This is a genomic window from Iodobacter sp. CM08 (assembly GCF_033446605.1).
Classification (GTDB): domain Bacteria; phylum Pseudomonadota; class Gammaproteobacteria; order Burkholderiales; family Chitinibacteraceae; genus Iodobacter.
In genome coordinates, this window is sequence record NZ_JAWQUO010000020.1 from 59,451 (window position 1) to 75,395 (window position 15,945).

Here is a 15,945-nt window from a genome sequence, read left to right on the forward strand (position 1 = left end):
GATTTAAGCAGTAAGCCAAGAGTCAACAGAGCCCATCAGTTAGGGAATTATGATTTTAACCGTTTTTGAGCAGCTACCGATGAATGATCTCATGCAAAATGCGAATTCCTTACTTGCCCCTGCCTTGGCCCATAGTCGATACCTGCAACAACTATTCCTACGGCATCCAGATTTAGCCGAGGCCACGCTGGCAAATATTGCCCAGCCCTTCACAAGGCAAGCGATGGAACAAGCGCTAAGCCACTTGCAAGATTTAGATGACAACGCCCTTAAGCAGCATTTACGCCGCTTACGGCAAGCCGTGATGGCAAGACTCATCAGCCGTGAACTAGCCAAGCTAGCCACGCTGCAAGAGGTGATGCACACCATCAGTGATTTGGCCGAAGTCAGCCTCAGCGCCGCCCTAGCTTGGGTATCGCAAGCAGACGCACGCTATGGCCAGCCAATAGGTGAAGCATCGGGCCAAGTTCAAGAATTGATTATCGTTGGCATGGGTAAGCTGGGCGGGCGCGAGCTGAATGTTTCTTCTGATATTGATCTTATTTTTATTTTCCCTGAAGACGGCCAAACCACCGGCCCACGCAAGATCAGTAATTCAGAATACTTTGCCCTCATTGGCAAACGTCTCATCAGCCTGATTGGCGATATCAGCGAGGATGGTTTTGTATTTAGAGTAGATATGCGGCTGCGCCCTTTTGGTAGCGTTGGCCCACTGGCTTGCAGCTTTGATTCTCTGGAGAACTATCTACTCACCCAAGGGCGCGAATGGGAGCGATACGCATGGATTAAAGCGCGCGCCCTATCGGGAGATGAAGCGGGCTTGATGCAGCTAGTCATCCCCTTTATCTATCGCAAATACCTAGATTACGGCGCCTACCATTCGATGCGTGAACTGCACAGCCAGATCCGCCGCGAAGTAGCACGCAAAGACAAAATCGACAATATTAAGCTAGGGCCAGGTGGTATTCGTGAAATAGAATTTATTGGCCAAGTTTTTCAGCTAATCCGTGGTGGGCGCAATAAAAACCTGCAGCTTCGCCCCACGCAAGCCATTTTAGATGAGCTCGCTCAGCAAGGCACGCTTAGCCATGCCGCCGTGGCAGAGCTACAAGAAGCTTATTGTTTTTTACGCAATTTAGAACATCGCTTAATGTATCTGGACGATGCACAAACCCAGATGCTGCCCTTAAATGAAGAAGACCAAGCCCGTATCGCGCACAGTATGCAGTTTACTGATTGGGCACAATTTAGCGAGCAGCTAGCGCTCTATCGCAACCGAGTTTCGCAGCATTTTGAGCAAGTATTTGTGCTGCCGCCTGACGAAGGAGATGCCCACCCCCAAGCGGCTATTTGGCAATCCGCCCAAGACGGTGATAGCAGCGATTTAGCCGCATTAGGCTTTGAAAACCCCACTGAAATTAACCGCCGTTTGGCCGCTTTACAAAGCAGCAACCGCTATTTACAAATGCCAGATCGCTGCCGCAAACGCGTTGACAGCATCTTGCCTCCCTTAATTAAAGTGTCGGCTGGTTTTCATAACCCAGACGCCACCTTTACCCGCATTTTAGATTTACTCGAAGCCATCAGCCGCCGCGAGTCTTATTTAGCCCTTTTAGCTGAGCATCCACAAACCCTAAAACGCTTGGCCAGCCTTTACAGTGCCAGCCCTTGGGTATCCCAATATTTGACACGTCACCCTATTTTATTGGATGAGTTACTCGATTTCCGCCTACTAGAAGAACTACCCGATTGGCCTAAGCTTGGCAAAATTCTGCGGCAAGAGCTTAACGGCTTAAGCGATGACACCGAAGCCAAAATGGATTGCTTACGCCATTTTCAGCACGCGCAAATATTTAGATTAGTGAATCAAGACTTAGGTGGCTTACTGGTTTTAGAAACCTTATCTGATCATTTATCTGACTTAGCTGATTTAATGCTGACCGTCACTTTAGAGCAAGTTTGGCAAGAATTACCCAATAAGCACCGCCCTAAGCCCCAATTTGCCGTAATTGGCTATGGCAAGTTGGGAGGTAAAGAGCTGGGCTTTGCCTCGGATTTAGACATCGTTTATCTCTATGAAGACGATCATCCTAACGCCACCGAGATCTATGCAAAATTTGCCAAACGGGTGGTCAACTGGCTCACCGCGCTTACACCTGCAGGCCATCTTTATGATATCGACCTAAGGCTACGCCCTAATGGCGCTTCGGGGCTGTTGGTTTCTAGCATTGGTACATTCTCACAATATCAAAGAGAATCGGCCTGGGTGTGGGAGCATCAGGCTCTCACCCGTGCCCGCTACTGCGCTGGCGATAAAGTGGTAGGCAACGCTTTTGAAGCGATTAGAGAAGATATTTTATGCGCGCCACGAGATCTAGAAAAACTACGCTTTGATGTGCGCACCATGCGGGACCGCATGCTAGAAACGCACCCCGCCCACCCAGAGGATGTAAAACATGTGCGTGGCGGCATTGTAGATATCGAATTTATCATGCAATACCTGATCCTTGCACACGCCAAAGAGCATCAGGAATTTTGCCTCAACAGCGGCAATATCGCGCTATTAGCCACCGCCGCACAGCAAGGACTTATCCCCTTAGACGCGGCGCATTTAGCCGCCGATGGCTATCGAGAATTACGCCGCTTGCAACACAGCAGCCGCCTTAATGGCACCGAGCTCACCCCCAAGATGCTGCTCCCCATCCAGCCACAGCTGGCGGCGGTAAGGCTACTTTGGCAAACATTATTTGGAGAGCTTATCGAGCAGAGCTAATACTGTTTTAGCGCGGGGGCTTGCTGCCAGAACTGGCATTTGCAAAAAAGATGGCGGCTGGCTCCCGCCCTAAAAAAAATACAATACATTGACAGCGATTAAACAAACTTTAAACGTCTTCATATACGGCGGGGAAATCCGAAAAATGCACGGCAGCAGTGCCGTTAGGTAGGTAATCAGCCAGCAAGTAGGCCTCCTCCTTAATGCGTGCCATCAGGGCAATCACATAATGGGCTTGAAGATTCACTTCAAACCAAAACTCTTTGCGCCAAACTGGCTGCAAACCGACCTCTCCACCAGGCTCCAACTCGTTTATTGAGGCTTGGCGAAACGCAAAACCTAAGGCGGCCAAAAACTCCGCAAATTCTGGCCCACTATGCGTCACTTCCAAAACAAAAGCGGCCATTCCAGGTGCAACTTGCTGCAAATTCACATAAATATGGGTGTCAAATGGCACTTGCGCCGCTTGCATACAGCGGCTGCAAAAAAAACCAGAGCGCGGTGCATACTCACTCTCATCCCCAGCAACATCAGCCAAAGGTAAGATTGGATGCCCACAACTATGGAACGAATCTGCCCCAAATCTTTCCATTTTGCACCGAATGTGAAAGCAAAGATTAATATACTATAGTTTAATCCAAAAAAAAGCACCCACTGAATATGGATGCTTTTCTTACAACAATCAACGACTTAGCTCGCAGCAACTTCTGCTTTCTGACGTAAGCGAATATGCAACTCACGCAATTGCTTTTCGTCCACGCTATTTGGCGCATCAGTCAGCAGACACTGAGCACGTTGCGTTTTAGGGAAGGCGATGACATCACGGATAGATTCTGCACCCACCATTAAAGTCACCAAACGATCCAGACCAAAAGCTAAACCACCGTGCGGAGGTGCACCAAATTGCAGGTTTTCTAGCAAGAAACCAAACTTGTTTTGTGCTTCTTCTGCATCAATCTTCAAAGCACGGAACACTTTAGACTGCATTTCTTCACGGTAGATACGGATCGAGCCACCACCGATTTCAGAACCATTCAGCACCATATCGTAGGCTTTGGCGATACATGCACCTGGATCGGTATCCAGCATATCTTCGTGGCCGTCTTGCGGCGCGGTAAACGGATGGTGACATGCAGTCCAGCGATCGGCTTCTTCATCGTGCTCAAACATTGGGAAATCAATCACCCACATTGGCTTCCAGCCTTGGGCAAAGAAACCACCCGCCTCGCCCTTCTCGTGGCCCACTTTAATACGCAGTGCACCAATGGCTTCATTCACCACCTTGGCTTTATCTGCACCAAAGAAAATCAAATCGCCGTTTTCTGCACCAGTGCGCGCGATAATTTCTTTTAGGCCCGCTTCAGACAAGAACTTCACAATCGGCGACTGCAAGCCAGAGTCTTCAGTGTTAGTCAGTTTAGTTACATCGTTTACTTTGATGTAAGCTAAGCCCTTAGCGCCATAAATCGCCACAAACTTGGTGTACTCGTCGATTTCCTTACGGCTAATCGCAGCACCACCTGGCACACGCAGCGCAACCACACGGCCATTTGGCATGTCGGCAGCACCACGGAAGACTTTGAATTCTTCGTTTTTCATCATATCGGTCAGCTCAACGAACTGCAAAGTGACTCGCAGATCTGGCTTATCTGAACCGTATAAACGCATGGCATCTGCGTAAGTCATACGTGGAAAATCTGTTAGCTCAACATCAATCCCTTCTTTAAACACGTGCTTGGCCATCGATTCAGTGATGTCCATGATTTCGTGTTCATTCAGGAACGATGTTTCGATATCGATCTGAGTGAATTCTGGCTGACGATCAGCACGCAGATCTTCATCACGGAAACACTTAACGATCTGATAGTAGCGATCAAAACCCGCCACCATCAATAGCTGTTTAAACAGCTGCGGCGATTGTGGCAAAGCAAAAAACTGACCATCGTGCACACGGCTAGGCACCAGATAATCACGCGCGCCTTCTGGAGTGGAGCGGGTGAGCATTGGGGTTTCGATATCAATAAAACCAAGGCCATCCAAGTAATTACGGATCAGCATGGCGATGCGATAGCGCAGGCGCAGGTTTTTTTGCATGACTGGACGGCGTAAATCGATCACACGGTTTTGCAGGCGCACATTTTCAGAGAGATTTTCATCATCGATCTGGAAAGGAGGCGTTACAGCGGTATTCAGGATTTTGATATCTGTGGCAACAATTTCAATTTCGCCAGAAATCAGGTTTTTATTAGCCGCGCCTTCAGGGCGAGTGCGAACCAGACCAGTGATTTCCAATACGTATTCATTACGTGAAGAATCAGCAATGGCAAAGGCTTCTGCAGTGTCTGGGTTAATCACCACTTGCACCAAGCCTTCACGGTCACGCAAGTCGATAAAGATCACGCCACCGTGGTCACGACGACGATGCGCCCAACCTTTAATGGTGACAGTTTGCCCAAGGTAACGGCTATCAATAAGACCACAGTAATCAGTACGCATTTAGTTTTCTCGTGTTAATTTTAATCAGTGTTTTTCATACTAGGCGTGACCACACCCATAGAAATAACATACTTTAAAGCTTCATCGACACTCATATCCAGCTCAATCACGTCGGCTTTTTTTACCATTATAAAATAGCCCGAGGTTGGATTAGGCGTAGTCGGCACATACACACTGACATACTCGCCTTCCAATACCGTGGCCACTTCGCCACCTGGCACCCCCGTCATAAAAGCAATAGTCCAAGCATCTGCATGCGGAAACCGCACCAAAAGCGCCTGACGAAATGCTTGACCAGAATCAGAAAAAAGCGTGTCTGATACCTGCTTCACGCTGCTATAAATAGATCTGACAATGGGGATGCGATTCAGCAGCTTTTCGCCCACCAGTAATAAACGCAAACCCAATACATTGGTCGCAAAAACACCGGTTAGCAACAGCACCAATACCGTTAAAATAACGCCAAAACCAGGAATATGGTGCGAGCCCTCTAAAAACGGCAATGGCCCCTGTAAAGCATGTAATAGCCATGAATCAGGCCGCATCGAAGCGGGCAGCAAGGCGCTGATCTGATCCATCGTGCCAATAATCAGCTGCAAAACCCAGAGTGTGATGGCCAACGGCACCCACACCAGTAATCCTGTCAGCAAGTATTTTTTAAAATGCGTCATTAGCATGGATTTATCAGCCATCTGAAGGCGATTTAGCGGGCGATCCGCCTTTAAAGTCTGTCACATACCAGCCATTGCCTTTTAATTGAAAACCGGCTGCCGTCAGCTGTTTTTCATAGGAAGGCGCGTGGCAAGTCGGGCATACAATCAGCGCATCATCCGACATCTTCTGAATATGCTCGTCAGAATGACCGCAAGCTGCACAGCGATAAGCATAAATAGGCATTACGTGTTAGCTCACACAAAAAACGCCGATTATACCGCGTCCAGCACCTCTGGTCGAAGTGACTGGGCATCAGAATGCAAATTATATTGCTCTTATGCCTTACTACTGGCGCATTCAAGCTACTTGACTATAATTCCAGTTCTCATTTCGCATATTACGGGGCACTGCTAATGAAAAAATACCTGATCGCACTGATGCTGCTACAGGCGGGCCTTGCTTTGGCTGACAATGCGGTAATACTCAAACTGACCTCTACCGATGGCGTGCTTGAACCACTCACACTGGAAGCTCCCGCAGGTAAAGCTATTACGTTAGTGATTATTAATGCAGGCAAATCGGCGATGGAGTTTGAAAGCAAACCATTGAAAATTGAAAAAGTAGTGGCAGCGGGTAAAACCAAAGAAATAAAAATTAAAGCGCTTACGGCGGGCAGTTATAAATTTGTGGATGAGTTCCATGAAACGCAGCCATCCGCTCAAGGCACGCTACTCATTAAATAACCCCCACTGGAGCTTGCTGTGCGACGCATTTTCCTTGCCGCATTATTAATGAGTACATGGGCTAGTGCTGAGACCACCCCTGATGCAGATTGGGCGCAAAGTTGGCTGGATCAGGCCTATCTTCCCCGTCATCAAGCCCTAAGCCAGACTGCCGATCAACTTGCAGAAAACACAGCAGCATTCTGCCAGCAACAGGACAACAAGACACTAAGCAAGGTAAGGCTTAGCTGGCTGGCCAGTAGCCACGCTTGGCGCAGCATGGACGGCGCGCCTGGTGGGCCGATGCTACTTGAGCGCTTAGGCAGAAAAATAGATTTTCGCCCCACCCGCCCAGATGATATTGAATCGGCAATTAAGGGGGGAGACAGCAGCAACGCCGCCACACGCGGCTTGCCTGCCATCGAGTATCTACTATGGGGCAATGCTCAGCCCAAGCAGCAGTTAACTAGGCTTAAACAAACAGAGCGCTGCGCATATCTAGTTAAACTGGCTGAACAAGTAGCCAGCAATACCCATACACTGGATGCGGGCTGGCAACTCTACCGTGAGCAGCTGGCCGCTGAGAATCCTTTCTTTCGCCAAAACCTGCTACTAGAGAACAACAACTTGATGCTGACAAGCCTAGCCAGCATGCTAAAACGCCTACCTAGTAGCGCGGTAGCCCAGCAATATGCAGAGTGGCGTTCAGGCAGCAGCAAGACCCAATTACTGGCCCAGCTAGATGGCTTTACCCTTGCCCAAAACGCCATAATTAAACGAATAAAGGATAGAGGAGACGCCGCACTGGCACAGCGCTTTGCTACGGATTTACACCAAGCCCAGCAACAGTGCCATGCCCTACCAAGCAAGCTTGAATTCAGCCAGCCCCGGCAACGCATCCCTTGCAGTAAAGCCATTACACAAATCAGCCAACGGCTGCAGAATGAAGTTGCTCAATCACTAGAGTTAAACCTAAGCCTAGCTGAATCTGACGGAGATTAAGCTTGGCGGCCTTACTTGGCAAAAAAAGGGTGGCCTCACGGCCACCCTTTTTTACTATTTATCAGTTGCCATCGGTCAGCAAGCCAATTTTACTCAATCCCGCCAGCCTTGCAGCCGACATGGTTTGTGCAATCAACTCATAGCGCACGCTTTTATCTGCCAGTAAATGTAACTCGGTTTGGGAGTCTTTAGCCATTGCGGTGGCAAATCGAATCGGCAATTCTTCCGCTTTAATCGGGGTTTTCTCCCATTCAATTTGCCCCTCTGCTGTTAGCGTCACGCGCAGCACCGCAGGCGGGACTTGTGTCACTTCAGCTTTTGCCTTGGGCAAATCCACCCGAATCGAATGCGTCATGACCGGCGCAGTTACAATAAATACCACCAGCAGCACCAGCATCACATCCACTAAAGGCGTGGTATTGATTTCTGACATCGGGGCATTATCGTTTTGATCAAAACCACCAAAAGCCATGCTTATTTACCTTCTTTTTCAACAGCAGCAGCGCTGAGTAGCTGAGCATGTAGATCATGGGCAAAGCCATCCAGGCCCTGCGCAATCACACGGTTAGCTCGTACAAACGCGTTGTAGGCTACCACTGCAGGGATCGCCACAGCCAAGCCAGCGGCAGTGGCAACCAGCGCCTCACCAATTGGGCCTGCCACCGTTGCAAGAGACGCATCGCCTTTGGTTGCGATGGCCACCAGCGCGTGATAAATACCCCAGACCGTGCCAAACAAGCCCACAAAAGGAGAAACAGAACCCACTGTTGCCAGCCATGACAAACCCAGCTCAAGACGTGCGTTTTCTTTGCTTAAACGGGTACGTAGCGTGCGTACCAAAAAGTCATCCAGTGACACAGCTAGGCCAAGGCCTTTACCTGCATTACTACGGTAATGGCTTAAGCCTTCCCACCCCGCACGGGCTAGCTTCGCCTCTGGTGCAATAGCATGGGCAGCAAGGCCAGTTGCCTCGCTCCAGTCAGAGGCTTTCCAAAACGCAGCTAAAAACAGTTTTTGCCCGTGTTTAATACGAATCAGCAAGCTACTGCGCAATAAAATCAAGCACCAGCTGACAACCGACATCAGCAACAATAAGCCAAATACAGAAACTAATACTGGATCGCCAGACTGCCAAATTAAAGCCAAATTCATTGCCATTTCTCTTTATAAAAATACAAATAATTAAATAACAAAATCAACAGGCACCATGGCACTCATCACAATGGCGGTATCACCACGGCGGCCAGGTACAAACTTCCAACGCTCAACGGCTTTTTTTGCAGCATCATCCAAGCGGCGATAGCCACTGCTATGCGCCAATTCAATCTCTAAAGGCAGGCCTGCTTCGCTTACTTTTACCCGCAGCAGCACTCGCCCCTTTTCTCCCAAGGCCATCGATTGAGATGGATAGGCAGGGCGTGGATTGGCTAAGTAAGCCGCGTTAAACAGAGGAGAAGTCACAGGCGCTTCATCACTAAGCTGCTTACTTGATTTGCTACCCGCAGCTACGGCGGCACTTTCAGCTGGGGCGGCAGGCGCAGGGGCCGCTGCTGCCACCGCAACTGCAGCGTCCATTTGTCCTGTTGCTTGCTGGATCGGCGCTTCGGCAGGGCTGATTTTTTTAATCACGGCTGGCGCAGCAGGCCGAGCCGGCATCGGCTTAGCAGCCGGTGTAAGCACCCGAGGCTTTGCAGCGGGTGATGGCGGCACGTCCTCCCCCATAGGGATTGGAGCAGGAGCGAGCAACATCACCACCTGCTCAGGCTTTTTTGGGCTACTCGACATTGTTGTCAGGCCATAAAGCAGAGCAGCGTGACCGAGTAGCGCCACCGCAACAGTGAGTGTTTTATTGATAATCATTCTCATATATTAATCGAGAACGATCCTTCATACAAGAATTACTTGCATGAATAAATAAAAACAGCACAAAAAAATTCACACTAAAACACGCCAAATTTGGCCAGTTACAACCGCTTTTAAGCACATCCACAGTCCTCATTCTTGCGCCTATATAGAATCCCTCACATTGACGGATAAACAATACTTTAAGTAAGCTTGTTTGAAAGCAATACAAAACGCCATCAACACCACCCAGAGCATTATCCAACCTATCAGCAGGCACCAACATGACCATCGCCACCATCCTAAACGGTGCGGCATTATCAGCCAGCCTGATTATGGCCATTGGCGCGCAAAACACATTTGTACTGCGCCAAGGTCTCACTCGACAGCATATTTTCTTAACTGCATTAATGTGCACGCTATGCGACTTATTTTTAATGTCGCTCGGCGTTGCAGGAATGGGGCACCTATTAGCCGCCATGCCCAATTTACAACGCTGGATGGCCATTTTTGGTACGGTTTTTGTACTTTGGTATGGCTTTAATGCCTTTAAAAATGCACTGCACCCCAGCACGCTGGCTGACGATCACCGTGAGCGCGCCTTTGGTACGCCAAGCAAGGTTATTTTGGCAGGGCTGGCATTTTCATTTCTCAACCCCCACTCCCTACTTGATACGGTGGTACTCGTTGGCTCGATTGGGGCGCAACAGCTCGCCAGTGAGCGGCCATTTTTTGTTATGGGCGCCGTCGGCTTTTCTGCGATTTGGTTTTTTTCATTAGCTTATGGCTCTAGCAAGCTAAGCCATTTGTTTAGCAGCCCCAAAGCTTGGCGTATTCTGGATATCGCCATTGGCTTTATGATGTTAGCAATCGCCTATTCACTGATAAAAATGACGGGTTTACTCTAAAATAGGCCATAAAAAAAGTGTGGCTGATTAAAAATTAATCAGCCACACTCAAGCCCTTCAAGATCAATACCTTACAGGACTTATCCACAAGTCACACACCGCACTATCCCCTTATCTTGTGAAGGATTCAGCAAAGCCACTCAAGCTTTATTGCCAGCCACAAAATAACGATTACGCCCCAAATGCTTGGCTTGATAAAGGGCTTGATCTGCCGCCTCCACAAGACAATAAAAATCAACTCCCTGCAATGGCAACATCACCGCAATACCCGCGCTCATAGTTACCACTTTTGCCGCATCAGAGGTCTGATGCGCAATTTGTAAATTACGAATTTGGTTTAACACCATCTCAACCACCTGAATTGCGCCGTCTTGATCGGTGTTTGGCAGCACCAGCACAAATTCCTCCCCCCCATAGCGCGCGACAAAATCACCTGGGCGATGCAATGCGGCAGTTAAAGCCGCACTGACTTGTTTTAAGCATTCATCGCCTGCCTGATGGCCAAAATGATCGTTATATCGTTTAAAGTAATCCACATCGAGCATCACCAAGGCAAGACGTGCCCCACTCCTAGCTGCCCTCGCCCATTCTTGAGCCAAGGTTTGATCAAATAAACGCCGATTAGCCAAGCCCGTTAAACCATCCATATGCGCCAATCTAGATAACTCTGCATTAGCAGATGATAATTGCTCATGACTTGCACTTAAACTCACCTGCAAAGCTTCCAGTTCTTCGATGGTATCTTGCATTTTTTGCTCATCAAGCTTGTGCTGAGTAAGGTCATGCAAGGTGGCGATATACACACGCTCACCATCCACCTCTACTACAGCCAGCGCCATATCCATCACCATTTCTAAGCCATCTTTATTCACGGCAACCACCTCACTCACCCGCCGCGTATCTACCCCCAAGCGTACAAATAATTCTTTGGCCACGCCGCGCTTACTATTAATTTCACCCAAAGTAGGAAACAAAGCGCTTAAAGAGCAGCCCTTTAGCTGATCAAAAGCAAACAACTTTAACGCAGCAGGATTTGCATCCCTAATGACACCATCAAAACCCATCATCAATACACAATCATGCAGACTATCTAAGATGGCGGAAGTGCGTGACTCACTTTGCTGTAGCTTTCTTTCTGCCAATTTTCGTATGCTAATATCATTAGCGATTCCCATATAGCCAGTGATTTCTCCACGCAAATCACGCACCACATTCATAGTTAGCTCAACTGGGAAGCAATGCCCATCACGATGCTGATAAATCCAATCCCTTTGGACATATCGCTTTGCTTGCTGAGCAAACGCATCAAAGTACTCGCTCGGCTCCTCCCCTATTTCCTTGCAAAAATCAGCCAGCAACTCAGCCGCTGCAGTGGATTGGTGAAAAAGCGCTGGTTTTTCTTTAGCAATTAATTCGTGGGATTGATAACCCAACATTTTTTCGGCAGCACGATTAAATAAACGGATAGTATTATTAAGATCAGTCACAATAATGGCCGAGCCTGCTGAATCTAGAATTGCTTTTTGCAAATCGCTATACGCCGCCATCGCCAAGTCTGATTTTTTGCGCTGACTTACATCGGTAATGGTTAAGACCACTCCATTAGAAACAGCAACTATTTGATAATTAAACCATGCCCCATAGAAAAAAGGATTCAGACTAAACTCTTCGCTCATTACCATTTTTTTAGTTAAAAAAACTTCACAACATATTGGGTATAAGTGAGCGGCATTGATATTTTTTAATGCTTCTAGCAACAAACAGTCTGGTGTTTTTTGTTTTTTAAAGCAAAAAAAGTCAAACCCGTTTGGATTTACATCGGTTATTTGAAAATCTTTCACATTCCAACTTTCATCTTTTATTACTTCTAAAACATAAATCGCATTCAAACTAGATTGAGTCGCAGCTTTAAATAACTCTTCACTACGAAGCAGGGCTAACTCAGTTTTAGAGGAGAGCGTAACATCATGTAAAACACTAACCGCCCCAACCTGTTCACCTGCATCATTAAACTGCGGGTTAAAAGACATATCAAACACCAATAAAGCCGCACGTTTCCCTTGCACATTAGTTGCAGATACAAAAGATTCACCATATAGCTCGCTACGCGTCGAAAAAGATTCACCCTGTAATGCTCTCCCCCAAAAAGTAATTAGATTAGATCGATCATCTGCAGAGCTAAATTCACATAATAAAAAGCAATCATTTTTTGCTAAAATAATTCCATACAAAGCAAAAAAAAGATCTGCATAGGCCTGATTAAAAAATGAAAAATTAAACTGTAAATCCAAAACTGCAATAGGATCTTTTGAGCTATTCAAGATACTTTCTAGATCTAAGCTTCTGTGTCTTTGCTCTTCTAAGAACACCCTTGCCTCAATGAGCGTCTGTTTAAACTCGGTGTAATCAAATAAAATCATCTGATAAGCCACATCCGTACAGCCTGCCACAGCGTGCATAAAGGAGGAAACCCAACGGATACGGCCACTCTGATCAAGCAGGCGAAATTCAACCACAGAAGGAAGCTCTTGCTGCAGATTAATCTGCGCAGCCAACACGCTCGCTTGATCCTCTGGATGGATGGCGGCTAACCAACCATCTCCTAAAGCGTCTGATTGAGAAAGCGCTGCCAAGGTGCAAAATTGTGGATTGGCGTAACAGCAGTTTGCTTTTTGATCCAGTAATAACACCGCCAAGGCCAGCGTGTTATAAGCCGTAGTGGGAAAAGCGGGGCGCGCCTGCCAGCGCAACAGAAAATACATCGCACAAAACAAGCCATACACAGGCCAAGAACGTATATGCAAAGCATAAAGGAGCAGTAGAGCGCATAAGCCCAACGCCTCCCGCCACCCTAAATATCGCAAAGCTTTAATGACCCACACCACAATCCCGCCCTGTTTCACAAAGCCTAGGCGCTCTGTTGACGTTTGATTCAGCTACGCTAAGCCAAGCAGATGCCCCATTAAATAGTGACTGTAAAGCCAGCCTGTTAGCTGTAGTTTGGTGCCACACCGCGTTAATGACCTTGTTCAGTCCCAAAACTACAGCCAACGCAGCCGTGAATGAAACGTCAACAGACCCTAGTGTCAGTATAGATAAATAAAAACAAATCGCTTCCCTTCACTTTTTCGCTTTTTTTTAAAGAAAACGTGTAAGACACCGCTCAATATTTGCGTAAAAAATGAGAAAAACGTGGGCTAATCATGGCAATTTTTATGAAAAATTTTGAAATAGACATTTGCAGAGATAAATCCATGAGCCTGCTAAGCCTTGGATTTTATAGGGGGGAAGCCAAAAACGAGCGCTAAGTCCTCACAAAGGATACATAAATCATACAGAAAGCCATCACTGACAGGTTTCCTGCAGCTTCCTCGTTACGTTAGAATAGGCCTTTGTTTTAATTGACTGGATTACAGGCTCATGTTGACAGGTAGTCTGGTGGCGATTGTCACCCCCATGTTCGAGGATGGAAGCCTCGATTTCGCGAGTCTTAGAAAACTCGTCGACTGGCATATCGAGCAAGGTACCGACGGCATTGTTGCCGTAGGGACTACGGGAGAATCGCCAACGGTTGATGTAGACGAGCATATTGAAATTATACGGGTTGTGGTTGAGCAAGCTGCTGGCCGTGTCCCTGTGATTGCAGGCACAGGCGCTAACTCCACCCGCGAAGCGATTAACCTATCGCTACGCGCCAAGGCTGCAGGCGCAAATTATGGTCTATCGGTTGTGCCTTATTACAACCGCCCAACTCAAGAAGGCATGTTCCAGCACTTTAAAGCAATCACTGAAGCCAGTGAGCTGCCCACCATTCTTTATAACGTGCCAGGGCGTACCGTTGCCGATTTATCCAACGATACTGCGCTTCGCTTAGCTCAATTGCCGTTTGTCGTTGGGATTAAAGATGCCACGGGCAATTTAGAACGCGCTGCCGATTTAGTAAAACGTGCTCCAGCAGACTTTGCGCTTTACACTGGCGACGATGCCTCTGCCATGGCTTTTATGCTGATCGGTGGGCATGGCGTGATTACTGTTACAGGTAATATCGCCCCCAAACAAATGCATTTACTCTGTAAAAAAGCCATTGAAGGCGATGCAGCAGGTGCACGCGCACTGAATGATCCACTGCAAGATTTGCATAAGCACTTATTTATTGAAGCCAACCCTATTCCAGTGAAATGGGCGGTAGAGCAAATGGGCTTCATTCAAGCCGGTATTCGTTTGCCTCTCACTCCCCTTTCACACAGTGCGCAAGCCTTGGTATCTGATGCCATGACTGCCGCCGGACTAACCCACTGATAAGAAGCCAATGATGCATCAATTAAAAACATCCTCACGTCTTATTGGATTAGGCCTGTGCATTGCTTTGGCAGGTTGCAGCTCAGATCAACTGATGATGCAAAAGAAAGTGGATTACCGCAGTGGCAGTGACAATATTGGCAAAAACACCCTAGAGCTCCCGCCAGAACTCACCGCGCCAGCAAGCAATAGCCATTTTAATGTGCAAGCCAATACGGTTTTAGGCAGCACCACCGCCGCACCGAGCACGACCAACAGTGCAGCCCCAGCCGCCGTACTAGGGGACAGCAGCCGTGCCAAGATTGTGCAGGCGGGTAATCAACGTTGGTTAGTTGTAAAAGGTGACCCAGAAAAACTTTGGCCAGAAATCCATGAATTTTGGCTAGATAACGGCTTTTTGCTCACTTTAGATAACCCCGCCATTGGAATTATGGAAACAGATTGGCTAGAAAACCGTGCCAAGCTGCCTAAAGACTTGGTGACCCGTATGCTGTCTAAAATATCAGACCGCATCCTGTCTACCGGTGAACTAGACCGTTATCGCACCCGCGTCGAGCGTGGCAGTGAGCCTGGCACCACCGAGATCTACATCTCGCACCGCGGCATGCTCGAGGTTTATAGCAAGGACGGCAGCAGCGACGCCAAAATCACTAAAAATAGTGATGATGCTAAAACCATCTGGACCCAAAGAAAGCCTGAGCCAGAAATGGAAGTTGAAATGCTTTCCTTGCTGCTACAACGCTTTGGCCTAGACCAAGCCACCGCGCAAGCCGTAGTTGCAAAACCTTACCAAGCGCCCGCCAGTGCTAGCTTGATCGACAATGGCAAAGCACTGACCATCGCCGACAACTTTGATCGTGCTTGGCGTCGTGTTGGCTTGGCGCTAGATCGCTCTGGCTATGTGGTGTATGACCGTGATCGCAGCAAAGGCGTTTACATGATTCGCCGTGCGGATACGGATATCGGTGGCGAAGACAATAGCAGCTTCTTAAGCAAGCTGGCTTTCTGGAAAAAAGACGCTGCGCCAGAGCAAAAACAAGCGCATGAATATGAAGTGCACCTCACCGAAGGCCTAAACCAGACCAAGTTGACCGTGACTTCAAAAATCAAAGGCGACGACAATGGCAAGATCATTTCTGCACTGCTCAGCGAGTTAAAATAAGCGCCGCCAGCGCGCAAATAGCACGGCAACGATCATCCAGACTGGATGCGCTTTGATTGCTATTTGTGCGCTTGGCTGAACTAGTAT

General features: G+C 48.0%; 15 protein-coding genes. 6 read left to right on the forward strand and 9 right to left on the reverse strand.

What is annotated here, in order from left to right; genetic code table 11:
- The first annotated feature begins 79 nt into the window (after window positions 1-79).
- Complete coding sequence (gene glnE, locus R6242_RS13045; RefSeq protein ID WP_318427491.1) at window positions 80-2,773, forward strand: bifunctional [glutamate--ammonia ligase]-adenylyl-L-tyrosine phosphorylase/[glutamate--ammonia-ligase] adenylyltransferase; 2,694 nt, start codon at window positions 80-82, stop codon at window positions 2,771-2,773.
- A 109-nt stretch (window positions 2,774-2,882) separates the two neighbouring features.
- Here the strand turns inward: glnE and R6242_RS13050 are convergent, their stop codons facing one another.
- The 4 genes from R6242_RS13050 to R6242_RS13065 all read right to left on the reverse strand — a co-directional run bounded on the left by R6242_RS13050 (window position 2,883) and on the right by R6242_RS13065 (window position 6,166).
- A complete protein-coding gene (locus R6242_RS13050) occupies window positions 2,883-3,365 on the reverse strand; it encodes a hypothetical protein (protein WP_293938038.1) in 483 nt (160 codons plus the stop codon).
- Window positions 3,366-3,463: 98 nt separating this feature from the next.
- Window positions 3,464-5,269 (reverse strand): aspartate--tRNA ligase, encoded by a 1,806-nt coding sequence (gene aspS / locus R6242_RS13055; protein ID WP_318427494.1) that lies wholly within the window; start codon window positions 5,267-5,269, stop codon window positions 3,464-3,466.
- A gap of 20 nt (window positions 5,270-5,289) precedes the next feature.
- The gene (locus R6242_RS13060; protein ID WP_412100133.1) at window positions 5,290-5,946 is read right to left on the reverse strand and encodes a DUF502 domain-containing protein; all 657 of its coding nucleotides are present in this window, start codon (window positions 5,944-5,946) and stop codon (window positions 5,290-5,292) included.
- 7 nt (window positions 5,947-5,953) lie between these two features.
- On the reverse strand, window positions 5,954-6,166 hold the full coding sequence (locus R6242_RS13065; RefSeq protein WP_130108310.1) for an FmdB family zinc ribbon protein: 213 nt from the start codon (window positions 6,164-6,166) through the stop codon (window positions 5,954-5,956).
- 170 nt (window positions 6,167-6,336) lie between these two features.
- Between R6242_RS13065 and R6242_RS13070 the strand changes: the two genes are divergently transcribed.
- Entirely contained in the window at window positions 6,337-6,666 is a 330-nt protein-coding gene (locus tag R6242_RS13070) for a cupredoxin domain-containing protein (RefSeq protein ID WP_318427497.1), read from the forward strand.
- A gap of 18 nt (window positions 6,667-6,684) precedes the next feature.
- On the forward strand, window positions 6,685-7,647 hold the full coding sequence (locus R6242_RS13075) for an imelysin family protein (protein ID WP_318427498.1): 963 nt from the start codon (window positions 6,685-6,687) through the stop codon (window positions 7,645-7,647).
- Between the two features lie 61 nt (window positions 7,648-7,708).
- On the opposite strand, the gene R6242_RS13080 is transcribed toward R6242_RS13075, so the two are convergent.
- Genes R6242_RS13080 through R6242_RS13095 form a run of 4 tightly spaced genes read right to left on the reverse strand, consistent with a single transcriptional unit; the run spans window position 7,709 to window position 9,775 of the window.
- A complete protein-coding gene (locus R6242_RS13080) occupies window positions 7,709-8,119 on the reverse strand; it encodes an ExbD/TolR family protein (protein ID WP_293938049.1) in 411 nt (136 codons plus the stop codon).
- A 2-nt stretch (window positions 8,120-8,121) separates the two neighbouring features.
- Complete coding sequence (locus R6242_RS13085) at window positions 8,122-8,799, reverse strand: MotA/TolQ/ExbB proton channel family protein (RefSeq protein WP_293938051.1); 678 nt, start codon at window positions 8,797-8,799, stop codon at window positions 8,122-8,124.
- A gap of 30 nt (window positions 8,800-8,829) precedes the next feature.
- The gene (locus R6242_RS13090) at window positions 8,830-9,513 is read right to left on the reverse strand and encodes an energy transducer TonB (protein ID WP_318427503.1); all 684 of its coding nucleotides are present in this window, start codon (window positions 9,511-9,513) and stop codon (window positions 8,830-8,832) included.
- Window positions 9,494-9,775 carry a hypothetical protein gene (locus tag R6242_RS13095; RefSeq protein ID WP_318427505.1) on the reverse strand — a complete coding sequence of 94 codons (282 nt, stop codon included), beginning with the start codon at window positions 9,773-9,775 and terminating at the stop codon, window positions 9,494-9,496. The genes R6242_RS13090 and R6242_RS13095 overlap by 20 nt, the downstream gene beginning before the upstream one ends.
- Between R6242_RS13095 and R6242_RS13100 the strand changes: the two genes are divergently transcribed.
- A complete protein-coding gene (locus R6242_RS13100; protein ID WP_293938055.1) occupies window positions 9,774-10,397 on the forward strand; it encodes a LysE/ArgO family amino acid transporter in 624 nt (207 codons plus the stop codon). The two genes, R6242_RS13095 and R6242_RS13100, sit on opposite strands and share 2 nt — an antisense overlap.
- Before the next feature lie 140 nt (window positions 10,398-10,537).
- Here R6242_RS13100 and R6242_RS13105 read toward each other — a convergent pair whose 3' ends face one another.
- A complete protein-coding gene (locus tag R6242_RS13105; protein WP_318427507.1) occupies window positions 10,538-13,159 on the reverse strand; it encodes a diguanylate cyclase domain-containing protein in 2,622 nt (873 codons plus the stop codon).
- Window positions 13,160-13,817: 658 nt separating this feature from the next.
- Between R6242_RS13105 and dapA the strand changes: the two genes are divergently transcribed.
- Window positions 13,818-14,696, forward strand: a complete 879-nt coding sequence (gene dapA / locus R6242_RS13110; RefSeq protein ID WP_318427509.1) for a 4-hydroxy-tetrahydrodipicolinate synthase — start codon at window positions 13,818-13,820, stop codon at window positions 14,694-14,696.
- Window positions 14,697-14,706: 10 nt separating this feature from the next.
- Entirely contained in the window at window positions 14,707-15,858 is a 1,152-nt protein-coding gene (bamC, locus tag R6242_RS13115; protein WP_318427511.1) for an outer membrane protein assembly factor BamC, read from the forward strand.
- The last annotated feature ends 87 nt before the right edge of the window (window positions 15,859-15,945 follow it).